Source organism: Mycobacterium sp. MOTT36Y (assembly GCF_000262165.1).
Classification (GTDB): domain Bacteria; phylum Actinomycetota; class Actinomycetes; order Mycobacteriales; family Mycobacteriaceae; genus Mycobacterium; species Mycobacterium intracellulare.
Window position 1 is genome coordinate 2,693,580 of sequence record NC_017904.1, and the last position, 23,196, is coordinate 2,716,775.

21 protein-coding genes are annotated in these 23,196 nt (G+C 68.4%); 12 read left to right on the forward strand and 9 right to left on the reverse strand.

The annotated features are described in order from the left end of the window. Window positions 1-11: 11 nt before the first annotated feature. Window positions 12-1,511, reverse strand: coding sequence for a glucose-6-phosphate dehydrogenase (gene zwf / locus W7S_RS12350; RefSeq protein WP_008256619.1), 1,500 nt, complete (start codon window positions 1,509-1,511; stop codon window positions 12-14). Between the two features lie 141 nt (window positions 1,512-1,652). On the opposite strand from zwf, the gene W7S_RS27160 reads away from it, so the two are divergent. After that, on the forward strand, window positions 1,653-1,823 hold the full coding sequence (locus W7S_RS27160) for a hypothetical protein (RefSeq protein WP_008256621.1): 171 nt from the start codon (window positions 1,653-1,655) through the stop codon (window positions 1,821-1,823). A 4-nt stretch (window positions 1,824-1,827) separates the two neighbouring features. Here W7S_RS27160 and W7S_RS12355 read toward each other — a convergent pair whose 3' ends face one another. The 3 genes from W7S_RS12355 to hrpA form a co-directional block, all read right to left on the reverse strand. Continuing rightward, the gene (locus tag W7S_RS12355; RefSeq protein ID WP_008256623.1) at window positions 1,828-2,805 is read right to left on the reverse strand and encodes a hypothetical protein; all 978 of its coding nucleotides are present in this window, start codon (window positions 2,803-2,805) and stop codon (window positions 1,828-1,830) included. Window positions 2,806-2,901: 96 nt separating this feature from the next. Beyond that, window positions 2,902-4,404, reverse strand: a complete 1,503-nt coding sequence (locus tag W7S_RS12360) for an FAD-dependent monooxygenase (RefSeq protein ID WP_036428870.1) — start codon at window positions 4,402-4,404, stop codon at window positions 2,902-2,904. Window positions 4,405-4,521: 117 nt separating this feature from the next. After that, a complete protein-coding gene (hrpA, locus tag W7S_RS12365) occupies window positions 4,522-8,439 on the reverse strand; it encodes an ATP-dependent RNA helicase HrpA (protein WP_014711603.1) in 3,918 nt (1,305 codons plus the stop codon). A gap of 138 nt (window positions 8,440-8,577) precedes the next feature. Here hrpA and W7S_RS12370 point away from each other — a divergent pair, with 138 nt between their 5' ends. The 3 genes from W7S_RS12370 (at window position 8,578) to W7S_RS12380 (ending at window position 11,163) form a co-directional block, all read left to right on the forward strand. Beyond that, a complete protein-coding gene (locus W7S_RS12370; RefSeq protein WP_014711604.1) occupies window positions 8,578-9,600 on the forward strand; it encodes a YhjD/YihY/BrkB family envelope integrity protein in 1,023 nt (340 codons plus the stop codon). 59 nt (window positions 9,601-9,659) lie between these two features. Then, complete coding sequence (locus W7S_RS12375; RefSeq protein WP_008256631.1) at window positions 9,660-10,433, forward strand: enoyl-CoA hydratase/isomerase family protein; 774 nt, start codon at window positions 9,660-9,662, stop codon at window positions 10,431-10,433. A 67-nt stretch (window positions 10,434-10,500) separates the two neighbouring features. After that, a complete protein-coding gene (locus W7S_RS12380) occupies window positions 10,501-11,163 on the forward strand; it encodes a cutinase family protein (protein WP_162839936.1) in 663 nt (220 codons plus the stop codon). Between the two features lie 7 nt (window positions 11,164-11,170). On the opposite strand, the gene W7S_RS12385 is transcribed toward W7S_RS12380, so the two are convergent. After that, complete coding sequence (locus tag W7S_RS12385) at window positions 11,171-11,845, reverse strand: hypothetical protein (RefSeq protein ID WP_008256633.1); 675 nt, start codon at window positions 11,843-11,845, stop codon at window positions 11,171-11,173. A 26-nt stretch (window positions 11,846-11,871) separates the two neighbouring features. Then, window positions 11,872-12,429 carry a general stress protein CsbD gene (locus W7S_RS12390; protein ID WP_008256634.1) on the reverse strand — a complete coding sequence of 186 codons (558 nt, stop codon included), beginning with the start codon at window positions 12,427-12,429 and terminating at the stop codon, window positions 11,872-11,874. A 319-nt stretch (window positions 12,430-12,748) separates the two neighbouring features. Between W7S_RS12390 and W7S_RS12395 the strand changes: the two genes are divergently transcribed. The 6 genes from W7S_RS12395 to W7S_RS12415 all read left to right on the forward strand — a co-directional run bounded on the left by W7S_RS12395 (window position 12,749) and on the right by W7S_RS12415 (window position 16,594). Then, on the forward strand, window positions 12,749-13,765 hold the full coding sequence (locus W7S_RS12395; RefSeq protein ID WP_008256635.1) for a zinc-dependent alcohol dehydrogenase family protein: 1,017 nt from the start codon (window positions 12,749-12,751) through the stop codon (window positions 13,763-13,765). A 45-nt stretch (window positions 13,766-13,810) separates the two neighbouring features. Beyond that, on the forward strand, window positions 13,811-14,065 hold the full coding sequence (locus tag W7S_RS12400; protein ID WP_008256637.1) for a hypothetical protein: 255 nt from the start codon (window positions 13,811-13,813) through the stop codon (window positions 14,063-14,065). A gap of 219 nt (window positions 14,066-14,284) precedes the next feature. Next, window positions 14,285-14,773: a hypothetical protein gene (locus W7S_RS12405; protein ID WP_008256638.1), complete on the forward strand. Its 489-nt coding sequence runs from the start codon at window positions 14,285-14,287 to the stop codon at window positions 14,771-14,773. 14 nt (window positions 14,774-14,787) lie between these two features. Beyond that, the gene (locus W7S_RS12410; protein ID WP_014711605.1) at window positions 14,788-16,023 is read left to right on the forward strand and encodes a zinc-dependent alcohol dehydrogenase; all 1,236 of its coding nucleotides are present in this window, start codon (window positions 14,788-14,790) and stop codon (window positions 16,021-16,023) included. Beyond that, window positions 15,998-16,246, forward strand: coding sequence for a DUF6480 family protein (locus W7S_RS27555; protein WP_101930839.1), 249 nt, complete (start codon window positions 15,998-16,000; stop codon window positions 16,244-16,246). Before W7S_RS12410 ends, W7S_RS27555 begins: the two co-directional genes overlap by 26 nt. Window positions 16,247-16,342: 96 nt before the next feature. Next, window positions 16,343-16,594, forward strand: coding sequence for a hypothetical protein (locus W7S_RS12415; RefSeq protein ID WP_014711606.1), 252 nt, complete (start codon window positions 16,343-16,345; stop codon window positions 16,592-16,594). Between the two features lie 8 nt (window positions 16,595-16,602). Here W7S_RS12415 and W7S_RS12420 read toward each other — a convergent pair whose 3' ends face one another. Together W7S_RS12420 and W7S_RS12425 are read right to left on the reverse strand one after the other, a co-directional pair. After that, on the reverse strand, window positions 16,603-17,448 hold the full coding sequence (locus tag W7S_RS12420; RefSeq protein ID WP_014711607.1) for an MOSC domain-containing protein: 846 nt from the start codon (window positions 17,446-17,448) through the stop codon (window positions 16,603-16,605). 89 nt (window positions 17,449-17,537) lie between these two features. Then, a complete protein-coding gene (locus W7S_RS12425) occupies window positions 17,538-18,935 on the reverse strand; it encodes a PPE domain-containing protein (protein ID WP_014711608.1) in 1,398 nt (465 codons plus the stop codon). Window positions 18,936-19,398: 463 nt separating this feature from the next. Between W7S_RS12425 and W7S_RS12430 the strand changes: the two genes are divergently transcribed. Next, on the forward strand, window positions 19,399-20,580 hold the full coding sequence (locus W7S_RS12430) for a glycosyltransferase (protein ID WP_036428872.1): 1,182 nt from the start codon (window positions 19,399-19,401) through the stop codon (window positions 20,578-20,580). Window positions 20,581-20,671: 91 nt separating this feature from the next. Further along, window positions 20,672-21,682 (forward strand): class I SAM-dependent methyltransferase, encoded by a 1,011-nt coding sequence (locus W7S_RS12435; RefSeq protein WP_369751750.1) that lies wholly within the window; start codon window positions 20,672-20,674, stop codon window positions 21,680-21,682. Window positions 21,683-21,693: 11 nt separating this feature from the next. On the opposite strand, the gene W7S_RS12440 is transcribed toward W7S_RS12435, so the two are convergent. Continuing rightward, on the reverse strand, window positions 21,694-23,181 hold the full coding sequence (locus W7S_RS12440; protein WP_014711610.1) for an FAD-dependent oxidoreductase: 1,488 nt from the start codon (window positions 23,179-23,181) through the stop codon (window positions 21,694-21,696). Window positions 23,182-23,196 lie beyond the last annotated feature (15 nt).

Genomic DNA, 23,196 nt, shown 5'->3' on the forward strand with positions numbered 1-23,196 from the left:
CGGCGCCCGCGTCAGGGTCTGGCGTGGCGCCACTCCCGCTCGAACGGCAACCGCCAGGCGTTCGGCGCGATCAACTGGTGAATGGCGTTGGGCCCCCAGGTTCCCGGCTGGTACAGCTTGACCGCGGGTGGATCGGTGAGGAGCTCTTCCGAACGCTCCCATAAGGATTCGATGCCTTCCGCGGTATTGAACAGGGTGTGGTCGCCCCGCATCGCGTCGAGGATGAGCCGTTCGTAGGCCTCCAGCACATCGACGACCGTCTCGATCTCCTGCGAGGAGAATTGCATGGACAGCTTGTCCAGCTTCATGCCGGGGCCGGGCCGCTTGCCATAGAACGACAAAGACACCTTCGAGTTGTCGGCGAGGTCGAACGTGAGGTGATCGGGACCTTGGGTACCCACACCGGATCCGGGTGGGAACATCGTGCGCGGGGCCTCCTTGAACGCGATGGAGATGATGCGGATGCCCTCGGCCATCTTCTTTCCTGTCCGCAGGTAGATGGGCACCCCGGCCCACCTCCAGTTGTCGATGCCGACCCGGAGGGCGATGAACGTCTCGGTGTCGGAATCCCTTGCCACCCCGGCTTCGTCGCGGTACCCCTGGTACTGGCCGCGCACCACATTCGAGGGCTTGACCGGCAGCATCGACCGGAACACCTTGTTCTTCTCTTCGCTGATGGCAAAGGGTTCGAGCGCCGTCGGCGGCTCCATCACCACGAACGCCATCACCTGGAACAAGTGGGTGACCACCATGTCCTTGTATGCGCCGGTCTCTTCGTAGAAGCTCGCCCGTTGATCCAGGCCCAGCGCCTCGGGGATATCGATTTGGATGTGGTCGATGAAGTTGCGGTTCCAGATCGGTTCGAACAGACCATTGGCGAAGCGGAACGCCAAGATGTTCTGGGCGGCCTCTTTGCCCAAGAAGTGGTCGATGCGGAAAATCTGGGATTCCTCGAAGGTTTCGTGTACGAAGTCGTTGAGCGCCACCGCGCTGGCCAGATCGGTGCCGAATGGTTTCTCCATCACGACCCGTGAGCGGTCGACCAATTTCGCGTCGCGCAGCATGGTGATCACCGCGCGCGCCGCCTTAGGCGGCACCGACAGGTAATGCAGCCGCCGGGCGTTGGGGCCCAGGTTGGCTTCGGCCTCCGCCACGGCGGTGGCCAGCGCTTCGGGTCCGGCGCCCTGCGGGACGTAGGTCATGATCCTCGCGAAGTTCGCCCATTGGTCGGGTGTGAGCTTGTGCGTCCCGAACGAATCGATCGCGTTCTTGGCGAGCTCGCGAAATTCGTCGTCGGTCAAGTCTTCCAGCGAGGTGGCGACGATCTGAATGTTGGGTGCCAGCTCGGACTGGTCCAAGTAGGCCAGGCCGGGGATCAGCTTTCGCTTGGCGAGATCCCCCGTCGCGCCGAACAGGACGATGACGTGGGGGTCCAACGGATCGGGGTGGTGGCGACGCGGGCGTGCGTCGGGCGCGGGGTACGAGATGGTCTGAGGTTTTGCGGTGGCCACTCCTGCGATACTTCCACCGCCGCGGCGCTCTGTCGCCCCTGTTCTTCGGTTGCGGCCGGTTAGCGATCGCTCGATCGGGTATGGGATAGCGGCGGCCCCGGCATCGGGGTTCGCCGCCCCACCAAGCCAACGGAAAGCGACATGACAAAGCCCGACAAAGACCCATTGAGCCGCGCTCAGGAGCTGGAGAACATCGTCGATCGGCTCGAGGAGAAGGTCGCCGGGGACCGCGAAGCCGAAGACGTCCCCGGCAAGCCCAGCGAGCGGGAGCATGCCGCCGTCCGAGGCTCGGACAACGAGCCGCCGGACTAGCGAGTCATCCGCTCGGCAGATCTATGGCGTGAGCCTTCAGCGCCGCCAGCGTTTCCGGTGCCGGCCACTCGTTGGCTCGGTATCGCGCCGGGGTGATCCCCGCGACGGGCAGGATGCCCACCACGTCGACGACCGTGGCGAACGGCACGGTGAACTTGTCCGACACGTTCGACGGGTCGCCGACGAGGAACGTCACGTAATCGGTGTGGGGCAGCTCCCAAGCCGGGCCCTGCCCCCACGCCGTCGTGGTGCGCCGCCCCCACGGCGTGTCGATCACCTGGGCCTCGCCGACGTATTGCGGGAACAGTTCGCGCTCGTAATGCTGCCGCAGGTAGTCGGTCTGGTGTTGGTATTCCCTTGCGGCCAAGAGGCTTCGAGCCGCCAGGCCGTACCCGCGCAGCGGGTGCGGGCCGGCCTGATCGAACGGCACGATGATGGCGCCCGCAATGGTGTAGCCCTGCGGCGAGACAGGTTGTTCGGCCTCGAGGTACAGCTGCTCGGCGGCCTCGAAGAGTTCGGCCACCTGGCCGGGGGCGTCGGTGCCCAGCACCAGCGACCCGTCCCCGGGGAAGAACACCAGCGGTCGTGGACCGCCCGCTACCGCCAGCGAACCCAGCCACCCGGTGGCCAGAATCATCGAGTCGACATAGCTGGCACCGTCGGCGTCCTTCAACAGATACTTCTCGCCCGGTGTGAAGACCTGCTGACGCGCGGTCAGATTCTCCCGGGCCACGGCGAATGCCTGGTCGCCGGTAATGCCCCAGGCGCCGGTTTCGGCCGGCGTCACCATGGCCCGAACCGTGGGAAGGTCCACGACGACCATCTCGTTGATGTGCGGGAACACCGGACGGACCCAGGGCTGCGCCCCGTTGTTGACCAGCTGATTGGCGTAGCTTTGCGGCCGCAGCACCGGCCTCAGCAGGGGTTGGGCTTCGCCCCAATCCAGCGGCGGTGTCGACGATTGGTCGCTTGCCATGTCCACGGTGCGTGCTTCCTGCTCATGATCAGGGAACACGCACGATACACCGTGCGCCCCCCAAAACAAGTCACCCGATCGGTGGCCCGCGACCGGCGCCAATCACCCGGCCGGTGGCCCGAACCAGGCGGTGAGGGCATCACGCAGCGCCGGGTCGGTTCCCTCGCCGGTCCAGGCAACATATCCGTCCGGACGGATCAACACCGCTGTTGGGGCGCTCACCGTCCCCAGTGCCGGAAGTTCCCAATCCCCTTCGTGTTTCGCGTCGACCACACGCACCCGTCCCGCCCACGACGCGATGTCGATGCGCCCGGCCGAGCCGAAGTTGAGCAGGACGGGCCGGCCGTCCCGCAGGAGGGCAAACACCCGCAGCGGGCCGTCGGCGGTGATCAGGTCCAGGTCGGGCATGCGGCGCCCCAGCAGCGGGTGCCCGTCCCCGAGGTCGTAGCCGATGCCCAGCCCGGACATCATCGCGGCGAACCGTTTGCGAGGCTCCTCCATGCCCAGCAGCTCGCCCATCGTTTCTCGCAGCGCCTCGGTGCCGTCGTCCGCACGAAGAAGCGCCAGCTGCGCGATCGAGTTGCGCAGCACTCGCGCGGCGATCGGGTGCCGTTCGGCGTGATAGGTGTCGAGGAGGCTGTCGCGTGACGTGTTGTTGACCACCTGGGCCAGCTTCCATCCCAGATTCACGGCATCCTGGACGCCGGTGTTCAGACCCTGCCCGCCCACCGGGTGATGGACGTGCGCGGCGTCGCCGGCGACCAGCACCCGTCGGACGCGATAGGACGCGGCCTGCCGGGCGGCATCGGTGAAGCGGGAAATCCAACGGGGACTGTGGATTCCGTAATCCGTCCCGTAGACGGCGACGAGTGCCCGGCTCGCATCGTGCACCGTGGGTTCGCCGGAGGTTCGAAGGCGCTCCTCGGTGACCATGATCCGCACCGGCCCGCCCTCCTCGGTGGTGGACAAAGCATGGACTCCGAGCGCGTCGCGGCGGATACCCCACGGCGGCGGCTGGTCATCTTCGTAGTCCATGTCCGCCTCGGCGAGCAGATAGCTCGTCGTGGCATCCCACCCCGGAAATTCGATGCCGGCTGCCTTGCGGACCACGCTGCGTCCGCCGTCGCACCCGACGAGATAGCCCGCCCGCATCACCCGGCCATCGGACAGGCCGACGTCGACGCCGCTGTCGTCCTGGGCGAGGGTGGCCACCTCTGTGCCGCGATAGATGCGCACGCCGAGTTCGCCGACCCACTCGGCCAGGGTTCGTTCGATCTGGTTCTGCCACAGCGCCAGCCCGTACGGGTGGCGGGTGGGAAAGTCGCTGATGTCCAGCCGAATCTGGGCGAAACCCGCCACCTGCGCCACCTGTCCCTGCGACAAGAATCGATCGGCGATGCCGCGCTGATCGAGGACTTCGATGGTGCGGGCGTGCAGACCCCCGGCGCGCGATCCGATCAAATCCTGGTTGGCGCGCCGCTCGACGATCGCGACGTCGACGCCGGCCAAACCCAATTCGCCGGCGAGCATCAGCCCCGTGGGGCCACCTCCGGCGATGAGCACCGCATGCTCGACCTTCCTGCCCGAGCTCTGCGAAACAACCACGTCGATACCCCCCCGCTCTCCCGAATTTTGGTTTCGGACAGCGATTTTGCGACATCACCCCGGTCTTGCGGCAAGCCCCGGGGTGCGCTATAGGTTGAAAGTGGCGGGGAAAAACATTCAGCGACGATCGCGCACGGCGTCCATGGCGCGGTAGATCCGCTGCTCGCTGACCGGGCGCGGCGTGCCGAGCTGCTGGGCCCACAGGCTCACCCTGAGTTCCTCGATCTGGCGGGCGATATCGAGGACGTCGGGGGCCGTCCTCGCCGTTCGTGGCAGCTCACGCAGCAGTTCGTCGTAGGCGTCCTGCACGGCGTGCACCCGGTCCATCCGCTCCCGGTCGGCCTGGGCGCCGCGCGCCAGCCCGTCGAGCCGGCGACGGATCGCGAGCAGATAGCGGGTGAGATCGGCGAGGTGCGCCCGGCCGGTCGCGGTGACGAAGCCCGGCGGCAAGAGCCGGTCGAGCTGGGCGCGCACGTCCGCGATCGCCTCGGAGTGCGCGGGCGGCGGGTTGGCGGGCAGCAGGAGTCGCACGTCGTGGGCGGCGGCGAGCACCCGCTCGACCGCGCGGGCAATCTCGGCGGCCGTGGGCGCCAAGGTCTTTCCCAGGCGTTCTTGCAACGCGACGAACTCCCCCCGCGTCCACACCGGCGTCGGCATGAACGCGTCGGCCGCGGCGTCGGCACAGTCCTCCAGCAGCGCGGACAGGTCGCCGTCGGGGTTGGTGCCCAGCGTCAGACGGGTGCGCGGGTCAAGTTGTCGCGCAATGGCTTTCACCGGGGACGCAACGCTGAGTCGGACCAATCGCCGAAGGCCGGGACCGATCGCCCGGTACTGTTCGTCCGGCGCCGCCAACACGCGTAGGTCGACGGCGCCGCCGGTGTCGACGAACGCCGGAAACCCTCGCACGGTGCGCCCCTGCACGGCGCGTTCGATGACGCGCGGCAGTTCGTCGAGATCGTCGGGCCAGTCGCGCAACCAAGTGCGCTCGAGCTCGCCCGCGACCGCGTGCGCCACCGCGCGGCGGGCCGGCGTCATGAGTCGTTCCTGCAGCTCCTGCAGATCCTTGCCGCTGGCGACCTCGGCGCCGTCAGGGGACTCCACCGCGAACGTCACCCGCAGGTGCGGCGGCAGCTTGTCCAGGTCGAACGCCTCGACGGGCACCAAAACCCCGGTGCGACGGCGTAATTCGCGCTGCAACGCCGACAGCAGCGGCTCGCCGGCCGGCTCGATTGCGGCCAGCACCGCGCGTGCCGTGTCGGGGACGGGAACGAAGTTGCGGCGCAGGTCTTTCGGCAGTGAGCGGATGAGCGCGGTGACCAGTTCCTCGCGCAGCGCGGGCACCTGCCAGGCGAACTCGTCACCCCCCAGGCGCGCCAGCACGTCGATCGGGACGTGCACCGTGACCCCGTCGTCGGCGGCCCCCGGCTCGAACCGGTAGGTCAGCGGCAGCGCGGCGTCGCCCGTCCGCCACGTGGTAGGCCGATCGGTGGCGGCGTTGTCGTCGGTGCGCAGCAGGTCGGCGCGGGTGAACGTCAGCAGGTCGGGTGTCTTGTGCCGCTGGCGTTTCCACCACGCGTCGAAATGCCGCGCCGAGACCACCTCGGTGGGAATGCGGGCGTCGTAGAGCGCGTAGACGTCGTCGTCGCCGACCAGCAGGTCGCGGCGGCGGGCACGCTCCTCGAGCTCCTCGAGCTCGGCGCGCAGCCGGGCGTTGTCGCGAAAGAAGTGATGCCGGGTCTGCCACTCCCCTTCGACCAGGGCGTGCCGGATGAACAGCTCGCGCGCCACCACCGGCTCGATGCGGGCGTATCCGACGCGGCGGCGCGCCACCAGCGGCAGGCCATACAGCGTCACCCGCTCGTAGGCCATCACCTCGCCGCGCTTGGCGTCCCAATGCGGCTCGCTGTAGGTGCGGTGCACCAGGTCGCCGGCCACCCGCTCGACCACCTCCGGCTGGATGCGCGCGGCCGTGCGCCCATACAGCCGGCTGGTCTCGACCAGCTCCGCCACGACGACCCAGCGCGGCGGCCGTTTGGTGAGCACCGAGCCGGGCGCCAGCACGAAGTTCGCGTTACGCGCTCCCAGGTACTCGCGCGTGTCCTCGCGGCGCATGCCCACATGCGACAGCAACCCGGCGACCAGCGCCGCGTGCACGCGGGCCGGACCGGCGGGTTCGCCGGCGGTGTCTTCGACGACGCCCAGGTCGCCGGCGATGCTGCGTAGCTGGCCGACCAGGTCCTGCCACTCGCGGATGCGCAGGTAGTGCAGGAATTCGGACCGGCACATCCGTCGAAACGCGCTGCCGGATAACGACTTCCGTTGTTCGCGGAGATAGTGCCACAAGTTGAGGTACGACATGAAGTCGGAGTGTTCGTCGGCGAAGCGGGCATGCTTTTCGCGGGCGGCTTCCTCGCGATCGCTCGGCCGTTCCCGCGGGTCCGGGATGCTCAGCGCCGCGGCCAACACCAGCATCTCCCGCACGCATCCTTCGGTCTCGGCCTGCAGGATCATCCGGCCCAGCCGTGGGTCGACCGGCAGCCGGGCAAGGCGGCGGCCGAGCTCGGTGATCGCGCCCTGGCCGTCGAACGCGCCGAGCTCGACCAGCAACTGGACGCCGTCGCGGACGCTGCGCCGGTCCGGCGGATCGAGGAACGGGAACTTTTCGATATCGCCGATTTGCAGCGCCGCCATCTGCAGCAGCACGGCGGCGAGGTTCGTCCGCAGGATCTCGGGCTCGGTGTAGCGCGGCCGGGCCGCGAAGTCCTGCTCGGAGTACAACCGGATGCACACGCCGGGCGCGACCCGGCCGCACCGGCCGGCCCGTTGGGCGGCGGAGGCCTGCGAGATGGGCTCGATAGGCAGCCGCTGCACCTTCAGGCGGCGGCTGTAGCGCGAGATCCGGGCGTTGCCAGGGTCGATGACGTAGCGGATTCCCGGCACGGTCAACGACGTCTCGGCGACGTTGGTCGCGAGCACGACGCGACGCCCGGTATGCGGCGCGAACACCTTTTGTTGCTCGGCGGTGGGCAGCCGGGCATACAGCGGAAGCACTTCGGTGTGGCCCGGGCCGTTCGTCAAAAACGTCAAAGCCTCCGCGGTGTCACGGATCTCGCGCTCTCCCGAGAGAAAGACGAGGACGTCGCCGGGCGGCTCGGCTTCGAGTTCACGGATGGCGTCGACGATAGCCTCGATCTCGTCGCGGGTCTCGGTGCGGACGATCTCGTGGTCCGGATCGTCGGGATCGTCCGTGGATGCGGAAGGCACGGCGACCTCCAGTGGCCGATAGCGGATTTCCACCGGGTACGTCCGCCCGGACACCTCGATGATCGGCGCATTCTCGAAATGCGCGGCGAAGCGCTGCGGCTCGATGGTCGCCGACGTGACGATCACCCTCAAATCGGGCCGGCGCGGCAACAACTCGCGCAGATAGCCGAGCAGAAAATCGATGTTGAGGCTGCGCTCGTGTGCCTCGTCGAGGATCAGGGTGTCGTAGCGCAGCAGGCGGCGGTCGCGCTGGATCTCGGCGAGCAGGATTCCGTCGGTCATCAGCTTGATCAGGGTGCGGTCGCTGACCCGGTCGGTGAACCGCACGCTGTAGCCGACGGCCTCGCCCAGCGGGCTTGCCAGCTCGTCGGCGATGCGCTGGGCGACGGTGCGCGCGGCCAGCCGGCGGGGCTGGGTATGCCCGATGGTTCCGCGGATGCCGCGGCCCGCCTCCAGGCAGATCTTGGGCAGCTGCGTGGTTTTGCCCGACCCGGTCTCCCCGGCGATCACCACCACCTGATTCCCGCGGATCGCGTCGGCGATTTCCTGCCGCCGTGCGCTGACCGGCAGGTCGGGGTAGGTGATCGTCGGGACGGCGGCCTGGCGGGCCGCGACCAGCGGCCGCGCCGCCGCGACCTCGTCGGCGAGCCGCCGCAGCTTCTCGGGCGTGGCGGCGCGGAGGTTCTTCAGGCGCCTGCCGATGCGGGCGGCGTCGCGCAACGTCAGGCCGTCGAGTTGGTTGCGCAACTGCGCTGCAGACGGTTCGGCCACCCCGCACAGAATAGGCACCCGCCGCCGGTGGCGTCCCAAGCCCGGGTCGTCCAGCGCGGTTCACGGCGGCCCAATTCGGGTATGACCTGGCGAGCGCATCGAACGGGATGCGGGCTTGTGCGGGGGACGTGATCGGCGATGGTCGGTTGGTTAGACGAGCTGCAGCGACGGAATCGAACCGTGGGCGTGATCGTCGCCGTCATCTACAAATACAACGACGATCAGGGCGGCTACCTCGCCGCGCTGATCACCTACTACGCGCTGGTGTCCCTGTTTCCGCTGCTGCTGCTGTTGACCACCGCGCTGGGGGTCGTGCTGGCCGGCCGGCCCGATCTGCAGGCACAGGTGCTGCACAGCACGCTGAGCCAGTTCCCGGTCCTGGGCAGCCAGTTGCACCACCCCGAGGGGCTCAGCGGAGGCGCCGTCGGCGTGATCGTGGGCCTGCTCGGAGCGCTCTACGGCGGTCTGGGTGTGGGACAGGCGCTGCAGAACGCGATGGATTCCGTCTGGGCGGTGCCGAAACACAAGCGGCCCAACCCCATTCGGTCACGCCTGCGCAGCTTGCTGTTGCTGTTGGTGCTCGGCTCGGCGGCCATCGCGGCCACCGTGTTGGCCGCGGTCGGTCACGCCGCCGGCGCCGTCGGCATTCTCGAAACCACCGGTCTCGCGCTCGCCGCCGTCGCGATCAACGCGTTGATCTGCCTGGTTGCTTTTCGCGTGACAACCGCGCGGGCACTGACGTACCGGCAGGTGTTGCCCGGGGCGGTCGCCGCGGCCTTCATCTGGCAGATGCTGCAGTGGTTCGGGGCGGGCTATGTCGCGCACACCGTGAAACGGGCCAGCGCCACCAACAGTGTGTTCGCACTGGTGTTGGGGGCGTTGGCCTTTCTGTTCCTCGCCTCGGTGGCGCTGGTGTTGTGCGCCGAGGTCAACGTCGTCTTGGTGGAAAAGCTGTACCCGCGCGCCCTGCTCAGCGCGTTCAGCGACGACGCGGACCTCACGCCGGCCGACCGCAGGACCTACACCAAGAAAGTCAAGGCCGAACGCGTCAAGGCCTTCGAGCGTGTCAGCGTGCGGTTCGACGACGTCAGGCGTCTCCCCGCGAAAGCCGTTGGGCGCCTTAGGGTTTCCGACGACCCTCGCCGCTCCCGCACGCCGTGAGGTAGGTTCGCCCCCGGCTTATTGGTGGGTCCTCGCGCCCGGCGCAATACTCTGCAGGCATGAGTCTGGTCACCTATGAGCTGCAAGATCACGTCGCCACCATCACTCTGAATCGCCCCGAGGCGCGCAACGCCATCAACGGCGCGCTGCGCCAGGACCTCAACGCCGCATGGGATCGATTCCGCGACGACCTGGACGCCTGGGTCGGGATCCTGACCGCCAACGGCAGCGTGTTCTGCGCGGGCGGCGACCTCAAGGACGGCGAAGGCTCCGTCGGCACGTTCGGCGGCACCTTCTGGGAGAAACCGACGATCAACTCGTTCGAATCCGGCATGGAACTGTTCAAGCCGACCATCGCTGCCGTGCACGGTCCCTGCATCGGCTACGGGGTTACCGGGGTGTTGTTCTGCGACTTCGTCATCGCCAGTACCGAGGCCACGTTCTGTTTCCCCGAGGTCTCGATCGGGGTGCCCACCATCGTCGGGGCGATCCGGCTGCCGCAGCGGGTGGGCTGGGCCAACGCCATGGAACTGCTGTTGACCGGCAAGCCGATGAGCGCCGAGCGCGCCAAAGAGGTCGGCCTGGTCTGGAAGCTCGTCGAGCCCGACCGACTGCAGGCCGAGGCGCAGGCCTGGGCCCGCACCCTGACCGAGGCCGCCCCGTTGGCCCAGCGGGCGACCAAGGAGGTGGCCTGGCGGACCGCGGACATGGGCTGGATCGAGTCGGTGCGCTTCGGCGAGACGATGCGCAAGGTTGCCGGCGCGACCGAAGACGTGGCCGAGGGTATCCGGGCCTGGAGCGAGAAGCGCAAGCCGCAGTGGCGTGGCCGTTGACGTGCCACCGATGTCGCCGAACCGGCCACCGCCACCGTCGTCTTGGAGCATGTGTCAGGATTCGGGGATGAATGCACGCAGACTTGCTCGCTTCGTTGGTATCTCGACTGTGACGGCGTGGGCGCTGCTGAATGCACCCATCGGCGCCCCGACCGCCGCCGCCGATCCATGCTCGGACGTCTCGGTGGTCTTCGCCCGCGGCACCCACCAGGAGCCCGGCCTCGGCAACATCGGCCAGGCGTTCGTCGACTCGCTCACGTCACAGCTCGGCGGGCGATCCGTCGACGTCTACGCCGTCAACTACCCGGCCAACGACGACTACCACAACAGCGCGAACGCAGGCGCGGACGACGCGGCCACCCACATCCAGGACACCGTGTCCAGCTGCCCGAACTCGCGGATCGTGCTCGGCGGGTACTCGCAGGGCTCGACGGTGATCGACCTCGCCACCAACGCGCTGCCCGCCTCGGCGGCCGACCACGTCGCCGCCGTCGCCCTCTTCGGCGAGCCGTCCAGCGGCTTCTCCACCATGTTGTGGGGCGGCCAGCCGCTCCCCACGATCAACCCGGCGTACGGCGCCAAGACCATCAGCCTGTGCGCCCCCGACGACCCGATCTGCTCGGGTGGCGGCAACATCATCGCGCACGTCTCCTACATCGACGCCGGGATGACGGCCCAGGCCGCGACGTTCGCGGCCGACAAGGTCAACCAAGCCGCGCCCCGCGTCTGAGGCAGGTTCAGTCGTTCGCGCGCCGCTCTTGGCGTTCTTGCTTTTCGGCGGCCGCCAAATCCGCGACGCGATCCGCTTCGGCGCGCTTGTCGGCGGCCTCGCCTAGCTTGTCCTCGGCCTCATCGAGTTTGGCGGCGGAAGCCTTGGACGCGGCCCGCTCGGCGGCCTGAGTCCTGTTCTCCACCTGTCGTTTTGCCGATTCGACCGCGTCCTTCTGCTTGGCGGCCGCCTCGTCGACGCGCTGCTTTGCCGAGGCGCTGGCCTTCTGCGCCGACTGTGCCGCCTGCCGCTTGCGGTCCCCGGCGGCGTTGCGGGCCTCCGCGATCTCCTGAGCTGTTGCCGCCTGCGCTTGCTGGCGTTCCTCGATCGCCTCGTCGCGCGCACCCGCCAACTCCGCGTCGGCCTGCTTTTTCCTGGTCGCCGCCGTCGCGTCCAGCTGTGCGGCACGTCCGAGCGCGTCGCTGCGTTCCACGAGCGCCGTCCCCCGCTCGACCAGCCGGGGATCGCCGAGCGCATTCCCGATAGTGCTGTCAAGCATCCCGAGCGAGCGCTCATAGAGCAGCCGCGCACGCGCTTCCGCTGGGATTCGGGTAACGACCCGATCTTCGATCAACTGCAGTGGGAACCGGGCGAGTTGGTAGTGAAACCGCAGAACCGCCAACGGGGCGTCGGATATTTTCATCGTTTTCTCCTGTACGTGGCCCGCCCTCAGGGCAGGTCGGCTTCGTCGGACACGTTCTGGGCATGGTGGCGAAGGCGATCGGCCTCCGCCTTTTCGTTGGCGGCCACCTGCACCGAGGTTTGGTGCTGCGCGGCGGCATCGACGACGTCCTCCGTCGCGTCACCGATTTCCTCGCGTTCGTCGGCCTTGGCCCGTTGGATTTGCTGTTGTGCGTCGAGCTCAGCCCGCGTTTGTTCCGTTGCGGCGGTCTGCTGCGCCGCGCGCTCGGCCGCGCGCTTCTGCGCGGCTTGTCGGGCTTCGATCGAATCCTCCGTAGCCACCGCGCTGGCGTTCGCCGCCAGGCGCTGTCGGGCGCCATCCGCCTTGGCTTCGGCCGCGTCATCCCGCGCTTGCTTGGCCTGGGCCTCGGCGACGGCCTCGGTTGCGTTCGCTTCTTTGCGCTCGTGCGCCTGGGTTTGCTCGAGCTGCCCTTCGGCGGTCAGCGAATCATTGCCCGTCACGGCGCCGACGACCTCTTTGGCTTTGCCCTTGACCGAATCGATCAGGCCCCTACGCGCCTCGTCTGCCTTGTCGTGCTTACTCATCGAAATTCTCCTTGCGGCGTTGGCCAAGAACGTTCGTTCACGCAGGGGGATTCCACGGACTCGGTCGCTCAAACACGACGTGAACCGCGTCACTGATCGCCAGGACGTAATCGCCGCGGTCGGCGGGCGTGAATTAACAACTGCCGCAACATCGTTCGTGGCGGAGGCGCCTTGCCATGCGCGAAAGAGCGGCAGGGCGATACTCTTGCCGGCAGGGCCGTCGCGTCCGACTCGACGGATGGGCACGTCAAATGGCGTCGAGGCGCGGTTGAAACCCATCGATTTGGGTAGGGTCGGCTGGCACGGGAGGGAAGGCATCATGCGAGGAGCCGTCATTTACGGCGCCGGCGACGTCCGTTTCGAGGACATCGCGGACCCCGAGATCGTCGCCCCCACCGACGCCATCGTCCGCACCACCGCCACGTGCGTGTGCGGCTCGGATCTCTGGGATTACCGCGGCATCAACCCCGTTCCCGAGCCCAAGCCGTTCGGTCACGAATACTGCGGCGTCGTCGAAGCCGTTGGCAGCGAGGTCACCTCGGTCAAGCCCGGCCAGTTCGTCATCGGATCCTTCTTCGCTTCCGACGGCACCTGCCCGAACTGCCGCAACGGAGTTCAAACGTCGTGTGTGCACGGGGTACTGATGAGCGGTTGCCAGGCGGAGGTGATCCGCATCCCGTGGGCGGACGGCAGCCTGGTGGCCCTCCCCGGCCAACCCGACGGCGAATCGATTCCGGACCTGCTGACCCTGTCGGACGTGATGGGGACCGGATGGTTTGCCGCCGAAGCGGCCAACGTCGCTCCCGGCATGACGGTGGCCGTCGTGGGGGACGGCGCGGTCGGCTTGTGCGCGGTGCTCGCCGCCCGCGAAAAGGGCGCCGAGCGGATCATCGCGATGAGCCGCCACGAGCCCCGGCAGAAGCTGGCGCGCGAGTTCGGCGCCACCGACATCGTCACCGAGCGCGGCGACGACGGTGTGGCCGTCATCAAGGACATGACCGAAGGCGTCGGCGCCGACGCCGTGCTCGAATGCGTGGGTACCGGCCAATCCATGCAGCAAGCCATCCAATCCGCCCGCCCAGGCGCCTTCGTCGGGTTCGTGGGGGTCCCCCACGACGTCAGCATCACCGGCGAGCAACTCTTCAGGAGTCAGGTCGGGCTCCGCGGCGGCCCCGCCCCGGTCCGGCACTTCCTGCCCGACCTGATCGAGTCGGTGCTCGACGGGCGAATCAATCCCGGCAAGGTCTTCGACCTGCATCTGCCGCTTGAACAAGTCGCCGAGGCCTACCGGGCCATGGATGAGCGGCGCGCCATCAAGGCCTTCCTGCAGCCCTGACCGGGCCCCGGCCGCGGCGGGCGGACATCGGCTACGGTCGACGGTATGTCCAAAGCCTCCGGTAACGACCGCATCGACGACGTCACCCCGGGCGACATCATCGCCGTTGACCGCGGCTCCGGCGCACAGCCCTACAAGGTCGTGTTCAAGGACCCCACCGATGCGGGATTTCTCGTCACGCTGGAAAGCGACCGCGGGGAGACCTTTCAGCTCGACCTGGCCACCGGCACCACGGTGGAGAGGTCCCTCGAGGCGAAGTGGGAATCCGCGCAAAGTCCCACACCGAACTCCGAAAACTGACGACGCCGGCGATTCCGGCTCCATGAACGCGGCGGACCGCCAAAAGCCGTGGCCCGCAGCCTATTCGGTGACCGACCCGCCCGTCGGCCGCACCTTGTAGACGGCATCACCGGACGGCGATCCGGTGTATGGGCCCTTCGCGTCACCGGCCCCGCGCCCGCGGTCGGTTTGGGCGGCCCGTGGGCGGGTACCGCAATCCCCCGACGGAGGGAGCGCGCGGTGAGTTATCTCGGCTTCGCGAAAAACCAAGTGTTGGGCGCGGTGAACAGGGTGATCGACAAGGTGCCGCGACGCGCCAAGGCGCAAACGGTCACGATCGCGTGCCCCGTCGAGCGGATCGAACGTTTCTGGCGCGACCCCGACCAGTTGTCGGTGGTGCTCGGCGACATCGCCGACGTCGAATCCGACGGACGGAATCGCTATCGCTGGCGGTCATCGGCGGCGCCTGACGTGACCTGGGATTCCACGCTGGTCGAGGAATCCGGCGGAATCCGCTTCGTCGGCAACGGGAACCAGATCGTCGTCAAATACCGGCCCGCCCCGCGCGAGCTGGGCACCGAGGTCACGCTGTGCGTCCAGGCGCCCGCGCCCGCGTTGCTGTCCGGCGCGGCGGCCTTCAAGGTCCTCTACCGGCTGCGCGCCTTGATGCAGACCGGCGAGGTGCCGACCATCCAGTCCAACCCCAGCGCACGCGAGTCCGCGCGCTAAGCGAAAGGCCCAACATGCGAGCACTGTGCTGGAACGGGGTCAACGATCTCTCGGTGGAGACGGTCGATGACCCGAAGATCCTGAATCCGCACGACGCGATCGTCGAAGTCCGCCTCACCACGACCTGCGGATCGGATCTGCACTTCATCGACGGCTACCTGCCGGGCATGCGGGCCGGCGACATCTTCGGCCACGAATTCATGGGCGTGGTGGCGGAAACGGGCGCCGAGGTGCGCGACACCAAGGTGGGCGACCGTGTGGTGGTCCCGTCGTTCATCGCCTGCAACCGCTGCTGGTATTGCGATCACGAGTTGTATTCGTGTTGCGACACCACCAATCCCAACGCCGAGCTGCAGCAGCCGTTGCTGGGCTATCCCTCCGGCGGCATCTACGGATACACCCATCCGTTCGGGGGCTACGCCGGATCCCACGCCCAATACGTCCGGGTGCCGTTCGCCGACGCGAATTGCTTTGTGATTCCCGCTGACATCGCCGACGAGCAGGCGCTGTTCTTGTCCGACGCGGTGCCGACGGGTTTCATGGGCGCCGATTTCTGTGACATCGTCGGTGGCGACACGGTCGCGGTCTGGGGAGCCGGCGGGGTGGGCTTGATGGCGGCCCGCAGCGCGCTGCTGTTGGGCGCCGAGCGGGCCATCATCGTCGACCGCATACCCGAGCGGCTGGCCCTGGCGCGCAACGCCTTTGGCTTGGAAACGATCGACTATACCGCGGTCGACAGCGTGCACGAGACGCTTCGGGAGATGACCGGTGGCCGCGGCCCCGATGCGTGCATCGACGCCGTCGGCATGGAAGGTCACGGCACCGGCGTGCAGCAACTCTACGACCGGGCCAAGCAACTGCTGCGCATGGAGACCGACCGCGCTACCGCGCTACGCCAGGCGATCCTGGCCTGCCGCAAGGGCGGAGTCGTGTCGGTGCTCGGGGTGTACGGGCTGACCGACAAATTCCCGACGGGTGTCCTGACCAACAAAGGCCTGACGCTGAAGACGGCGCAGCAACACGGACAACGCTACATAACCCGGCTTTTCGATTATGTCGAGCAGGGCGACCTCGACCCGGCGAAACTGATCACCCACGACGTGCCGCTCGAGGAGGGCGTGCGGGCCTACGACTTGTTCAAGAACAAGAAAGACAAGTGCATCCGGGTCGCGATGCGGCCGGGCGTATCGACCGTCACCGGCGGCGAAAGGAGCGCTGTCCACCATGACCGCGCAACCTCCCGATCCTGACCCCGCACGAACCCCCGGGCTCGAGCCGGGAGGAGGAACCGCACCGGGCGCTACTCCCCCGGCCGCGCCCCAAACATCCGGTGTGTCCGAGCCGCAACCGCCGAACACCCGGCGATTCACGCCCAGCTGGGTGCTCACAGTGATCGCCGTCGGCATCTTCGTCGTGGCGTTCATCGCGGTAGCGGTGCTGCTGGTGATGAAAATGGTTGGGGCGACAGGCTAGCGGATCGGAAACGATGACGACATTTTCTGATTACCTCGGCCCCGGAGTGGGCATAGCCACATGCATGATCGACGGTTCGTCACAGCTGGACGGCTCATGACCATCGGGGCCGACGACGTTCGTCGGCTACTCGCCAGCCAAGAGCAGGACGCCGCACTCGTGGTGGTCGAGGGGCGCGCCGCGGTCGTCACGCCGGAAGACCTGAACTCTGCCGAATATCGAGGCGCCCTGCAGGTCGCCACCCGCCAGGAATTGGTGCAGCGCATCGGGCGCGCGGAGCTATCCGACCGTGAGCTGGCCGAGCAGGGCGAAGACCTCGACACGGCGGTGCGCAATCTGGGCGGCTGATGCCACGGCTACGGCCGGATGCCGACCGGATCACCCACGCGGATAACGCCTTTGGTCACCACGGAGAGGTAGGCCCCCGCGCAGGCCTGCGCCCCGTGACCGCCCGTGTTCAACCGGTTTTCCTTCGCGGGGATGCGAAGCGCTTGCGGGGCACGCGGCAGGGGGCCGTGTTCGAGCGTGGGAACCACGCACCGTGACGTGGCGGTCAGCACCCGCAGCCGCGCCTCACCGACGGTGATATCGCTTCCGACCCAATCGTTTTCGGCGTACGGGGGATAGTCCGGTGGTGTCGCGATCACCAGATTCGGCCGGTACCGCAGCGCCTCCACCCCGATGTGCTCGAGGGTCGCCGTGGTGATCGCGTGCAGCGAGGCTTCGTCGGTGAACGAGTCCCCCGGGGTGGCCTGGGCGATCCGCAGAATACGGCCGTCGACCTCGGCGTCGAGACCGAGTTCGAGCAGTTGCTCCGGATCGGGGCGAACCAGCGTGGCCCCCTCGGGCCGCTGGGCCACGAGTTGGACCCGTCGTCCGGTCAATCGGGAGATCAGCTCGTCGACAACGGGGTCGTCGAAGGCCACGTCCGTCCCGTCGGGCAGCCTGATGCTCACGCCGTCGGCGCCCGCGCGGGCGGTGCACGTCAAGAGGTCCCGCCAGAGCCGCGGATTCTTGGCGCTGGCCACATGGCCGGTCTCGCCGTCCACGAGCGCGAGCCGCCGGTCGCCTTCGGCGCCGCGCTCGTCGACCGCCAGGGCATCCACCGTTTCGCCGAGCATCGACTTCACCGGGTAGCGAAGCAGCGCCTCCACGCGCATCTGCACGGCACCGGGGCCGTTGCCGGTCGACGACGTGTCCATAGGCACCTTCACTCGAGCGTCACTGCCCACTGTGCCCCAAATCGCAGGGCGTCACCACTTCTCACAACGGCGGCAACGGAACCGCTGGGTCAGCCGGGGAGCAGCCGCTTCTTCTGCTCCTCGAATTCCTGCTGCGTGAGGATTCCGGCGTCGCGCAGCGATGCCAGCTCGCGCAGCTCGGCGGCGATGCTCGTGATCGGTCCCCCCGCCGACACCTGCGGGGTCGTTGCGGACTCGTCCGCCTTGTCCTTCTTGTTCGGGTCGCGCTTGTTCGGGTCGCGCGGGGATCTCGCCGTCTCGGCCCGGCTTCGCTCGCGACCCAACGCGCTCGTGCCGGCCATCGCGCGCCCGGCCATGCTCGCCACCGCCATCTCGCCGAACAGGCTCCCGGTGCCGCTGGGGGCGACTGCGGCCGCGGCTTCCGCGGCGGCGCCGACGCTGGTCGCCGGCAGCGCCAGCGCGGCCGGTCTGATCGCCGGGGCGGCGGCTGTCCACCCGGGCGGTACCGATAGGCCGCCGACGGTGTTGGCCTCCCCCAGCCCCGCTGACGCGAGAGTTCCGAATCCACCGGCCGGGTTAGTGATGACGGGGAATGGCGATGGCGGCACCGCGCCCGTCCCCGGGAACGACTGCACCCCGGCCCAGCCGCTGACGATGTCATCGGTGTGGAAACCGGTCAGGGCACCGGCGATGTCGTAGGGAAGGGCAATCGTAGCCGCGGGTGCGTCGACGAAAAACGTGACCAAGCTGCCCGGTGCGTCCAGAAAATACGTGATGAGATCGGCACCCACGTCCAGGGCTTCCACCGGCGACGGGTCGGCGGCCAAGGCGTTCGGTGCCAGGGACGCTCGGCTCAGCATGTTGGGCACCGCCGAGAGTGATTGCTGCGTAACGGCATTGCGTGTGCTCCCGGCGGCCGTGCCGGTGGCCTGGGCCACGGCTCCGGATTGGTCGGCGCCGGAGTTGGTGGTCTGATCGGGCTCGGCAAACGGTGTCAGCCTGGTCGCCGACGCCGTGGAACCCGCGTAGCCGAACATCGCCGCGGTATCGCGCGCCCACATCTCCGCATACTCGGTCTCGGTCGTGGCGATCGCCGGCGTGTTCTGGCCGAGGAAGTTCGTCGCGACGAGGGACGCCAGCAGGGTGCGGTTCGCAGTGATCACCGGGGGCGGCACCGTCTCGGCGAAGGCCGTCTCGTAGGCGAAGGCCGCGGCCCGGGCCTGGGTGGCGGCTTCTTCGGCCTGGGCGCCGGTGGTCCGCATCCACTCGAGATAAGGGGTGATCGCCGCGGTCATGGCGGCAGCCGACGGGCCGACCCACGGGCCGGAGGTGAGGGCAGTGATCTCCGCCTGGTACGAGTCCGCCGTCGACTGCAGCGCGGCGGCCAATTCGTCCCAGGCCATGGCGGCGGCCAGCATGGGTCCCGACCCCGGACCGGCGTACATCCGCGCGGAGTTGACCTCCGGCGGTAGTACTGCGAAGTCCACGTTCTCCTCCGATCGCTTTCATGGCCGCGAGGGCGTCGACGGCTCCGGTGCGCGTCGTATGGGGGTAGCCAGCCGAACAGCAAACAAATCGCATTCCTTCGGGCAGCGCCGGTACCGCGAAGGAAGGCGACCTAACGAGACCGTCCCGACTGCTGAGGGATCGGTCTCACACCTTCGCAAGTGTGGCCCAACGTTAACGAATACAGCGAAATTGTTGCGATGGGTTAACGATAGGTTACCGGCACATGACACAGGAAACTCACAAGGGTTTGGCGCGCGCCGCGCAAATCGTTTCGGCGCGTGGTCGGTGGGGCCGCAAGGGCGTCGCCGCATCGATTCGGGCACGGGGGCGTCCGCCGGGCACCGACAAAAGGCGTGGTCAGGTTGGGCTTCTCGCGCCCAGAAGGTTGGGCGCCGCCGGCTCTGCTTGGATTTGTGGCACCACCGCGAGTGAGGTCCGTTAATGAAATGTGTGCTGGCCGCCTACGGCAGCCGCGGCGACGTCGAACCCTGTGCCGCCGTCGCGCGGGAGCTGCAACGCCGGGGCCACGACGTCGTGATCGCGGTGCCGCCCGACAAGCTCGCCTTGGCCGAATCGGCCGGGCTTGCCGCGGTCGCCTACGGGCCCGACAGCCGCGAGCAGCTCGACACCGCCACCGACTTCATCCGCAACGTGCAGGATCCGATCAGCGCTTTGCCGCACCTCATGGAGCGCGTCACCAACATCTGGGCCGCAAAGAGCGAGACGCTGGCCCGCCTGGCGACCGATGCCGGCCTGCTGGTGGCCGGGATGAACGAGCAAAGGCTCGCCGCCAACGTCGCCGAGCGCTTCGGCATTCCGCTGGCCGCGCTGCACTTCTTCCCGGCGGCCGCCCTGGAACTCGGCTGGTTGCAGTCCCAGGTCACCAGCGCGGCCGAGAACGCGCAACGCCAAGCGCTCGGTTTGCCCGCGCAGGCCGTGGCGTCCACGGGGCCGACGCTGGAGATTCAGGCCTATGACGCGTTGTGCGTGCCCGAGCTGGCAAAGCAATGGGCAACCCCGCAGTACCGACGGCCCTTCGTCGGTTCGCTGACGCTGGGCATGCCGGGCGAGGCCGACGACGAAGTGTTGTCCTGGATCGCCACGGGGACGCCGCCCATCTACTTCGGGTTCGGCAGCACCCCCGTCACCTTTCCCGCCGAGACGGTCGCCGTCATCAGCGCGGCCTGCGCCCGGTTGGGCGAGCGGGCGTTGATCTGTAGCGGCCCAAACGATTTCACCGGCCTCCCGCCGGAAGATCACGTCAAGATCGTGACGGAGGTGAATCACGCCGCCGTGTTTCCGGCCTGCCGCGCGATCGCGCACCACGGCGGGGCCGGCACCACCGCCGCGGGCCTGCGGGCCGGAGTGCCCATGCTGATTCTGTGGCTCTGGCTCGATCAGCCGATGTGGGCCGAGGCCGTCGGCGCGTTGGAAGTCGGCGTGGCGCGGGCGTTCTCGGCGTCCACGTTGGACTCACTGGTCGCGGACCTGCGCTCGGTCCTGGATGCCCGCTACCTCAAACGGGCGCGCGAGGTCGCCACCCAAGTGACCGAGCCCGCCCAGAGCGTCGCCCGCGCCGCCGATCTCCTCGAAGACGCTGCCCGCACGGCGCGGCGGGACTGATAGGCGCACCGGCTTGGCGGTGGTGCAAAGCCGATCGGTCGTGTAGAAGGTTCTGGTGCACGAACCGCCGGAGGGATCATTCGACCCGTCGATGCTGCGCGAGGCGCTCATCCGGCGGATGTATCGGCGATCGTCGGCCGAGGGCCAGCTCCGGGTGCCGGCCGTGCCGGGCCTGATCGACGAGTACGTGCAATTGTGCGCCAACGTGTGCGCCACGCTGGGTGTCTGGTACACCCCCGAACAGTCCGCACAGCTGCGGGCCGCGCTGGAAACCGAGTTGGCGAAGGCGTTCAAGGCATCCCCGCGGTCCGACGTGGTCATCTCGTACCACTCCCCGTTCGGGTCGGCCGGTGTGAACTTCCGCGTCCAGGCCGACGCGCGGACGATCGAGGCCGACTACGAGCAGTGGGTTGCCGTGCGCCCGCCGCCGCTGTTCGGCACCGAACCGGACGCGCGCGTGCTGGACCTCGCCGCGCAGGCGGCCGATCCCCCCGCCTTTCGGGTGCTCGACGTCGGCGCGGGAACCGGACGCAACGCCCTGGCCCTGGCCCGCCGCGGCCACCAGGTCGATGCGGTGGAGATGACGGCGAAGTTCGCCGACGTCATCCGCGCGGAAGCCGACCGTGAAGCGTTGCGCGTGAACGTCATCCAAAGCGACGTGTTCACCGCCATGGAGGGTGCGCACGCCCGGTACCACCTGATGGTGCTCTCGGAGGTGGTGCCCGACTTCCGGACTCCGCACGAATTGCGCGGGATGTTCGAACTCGCCGCCGAATGTCTGGCCCCCGGCGGGCGCCTGGTCTTCAACACCTTCCTGGCCCGCAACGGCTACGTGCCCGACGACGCCGCGGTGCAACTCGGCCAACAGTGCAACAGCATGATCTTCACCCGGGAAGAGGTGAAGGGCGCGGCGGTGGGCCTGCCGCTCGAGCCCGTCGCCGACGACTCCGCCTACGAGTACGAGAAGGCGCGGTTGCCCGCCGAGGCGTGGCCGCCCACGGCGTGGTTCGAGGGGTGGGCCACCGGCATCGACGTGTTCGACGTCGAGCGAGACGACTGCCCGATCGAGCTGCGCTGGCTCGTCTTTGAGAAGGCGGGCTGAGCTCAGGCGGTCTACGCGGTCAGATCGCGCGTCGCCGGCCCCTCCAACAAGGTGCCGTCGGGCGCGAAGCGCGACCCGTGCAGCGGGCATTCCCACGCCTTGTCGGCGTCGTTCCAATTCACGATCCCGCCGAGGTGCGGGCACACCGGCGAGACGCGATGCTCCGTGCCGTCGACGCGGCAGCGGGCCTCGAGGTGCCATGGCGGGCCGCTCACCACGCCGCCCTCCCCGTCGGGGCTGCGACGGCCGATGCGTGCCGCCGGGGTGATCCAGCCCTTGGTCAAATTGAAGCCGACCTCGAGGTTGGCCTGCAGCGCCGTCGCCAGGCCGGTCAGCTCGTGCGGACTCCAGCTGGCGAACGCGCGCGCCCAATCCATCCGCCCACCCAGCATCCGGCTCGACAGCGCCAAGGCCGCCGCGGCGCCATTGGTCATGCCCCACTTGTTGAAACCCGTTGCAACAAAGATGTTTTCATTGTTCGGCAGGATGGGGCCCACATACGGCAGGTGGTCGATCGGCGTGTAGTCCTGCGCGGACCAGAAATGGGTCTGCACGGCGCCCGGAAAGTGCTTGCGCGTCCATGTCGCCAGCTCATCGAGCGCTTCGGACGGGCTCTTCTCGCGGCCCACGGTGTGGCCCGCCCCACCGACGATCAGCCTTTCCCCATCCGCGACCGGCGCGTAGCGCACCGAACGTGTCGGCGAATCGGTAGTGATCATCATCGGCCGGGTGATGTTGCCGGGAACCTTGAAGGCCAGGCAGTAGGACCGGCTGGGCTTGACCCGCGCGAAGTAGCCGCCGCGATCCAGGATCGGGATCCCGGTGGCGAGCACCAGCTGGCCGGCCTGAAGTTCGACGTCCTGCTGGGCGGCGTCGTTGACGTGCACGCGCACGCCCTTGCCGCGCGTGGAGACTCGTCGCACCCGGGTGCCCTCGACCAGCCGCCCACCCCGGTTGAGCAACTCGACGGCCAACGAGTCGAGGAAGGGCATCGGATCGAACTGGGCCTGGTCGGGCAGCCGCACGCCGCCGTGATAGTCGAACGGCACGTCAGCATCGTCTTCCCACACCGCCGGCAGGCCGGCCGCCTGACACGCCTTGAGTTCGGCGCGCGCCGACGGCACGCCGCGGGCCGACTGGGCGTAGGTGTAGGCGTCCTCGCGCTGCACCGCCACCCCGTGCGCCTCGCAGTGGCCCAGCACCCATTCCTGTCCCTCGCGATTGCCGTCGACGTACGCCCGGGCCACATCCCTGCCATGCCGCGGCAGTACCTTCGAGAGCTGACTGCCTTGCAGCAGGCTGATTTTGGCGGTCGTGTTCCCGGTCGCGCAGGCACCCACCGTGCGCGCCTCCAGCACCAGCACGTCCTTGCCCGCGCGGGCCAGCAGAACCGCCGTCATCAGCCCGGTGATGCCGGCGCCCACGACGATGACATCGGCGGATGCGGGGCCCCGGTCAAGCGGGCTTGCCGCCCACGGGCGTTCGGTTCGGTCGGTCATCCACAAAGAAGTCAC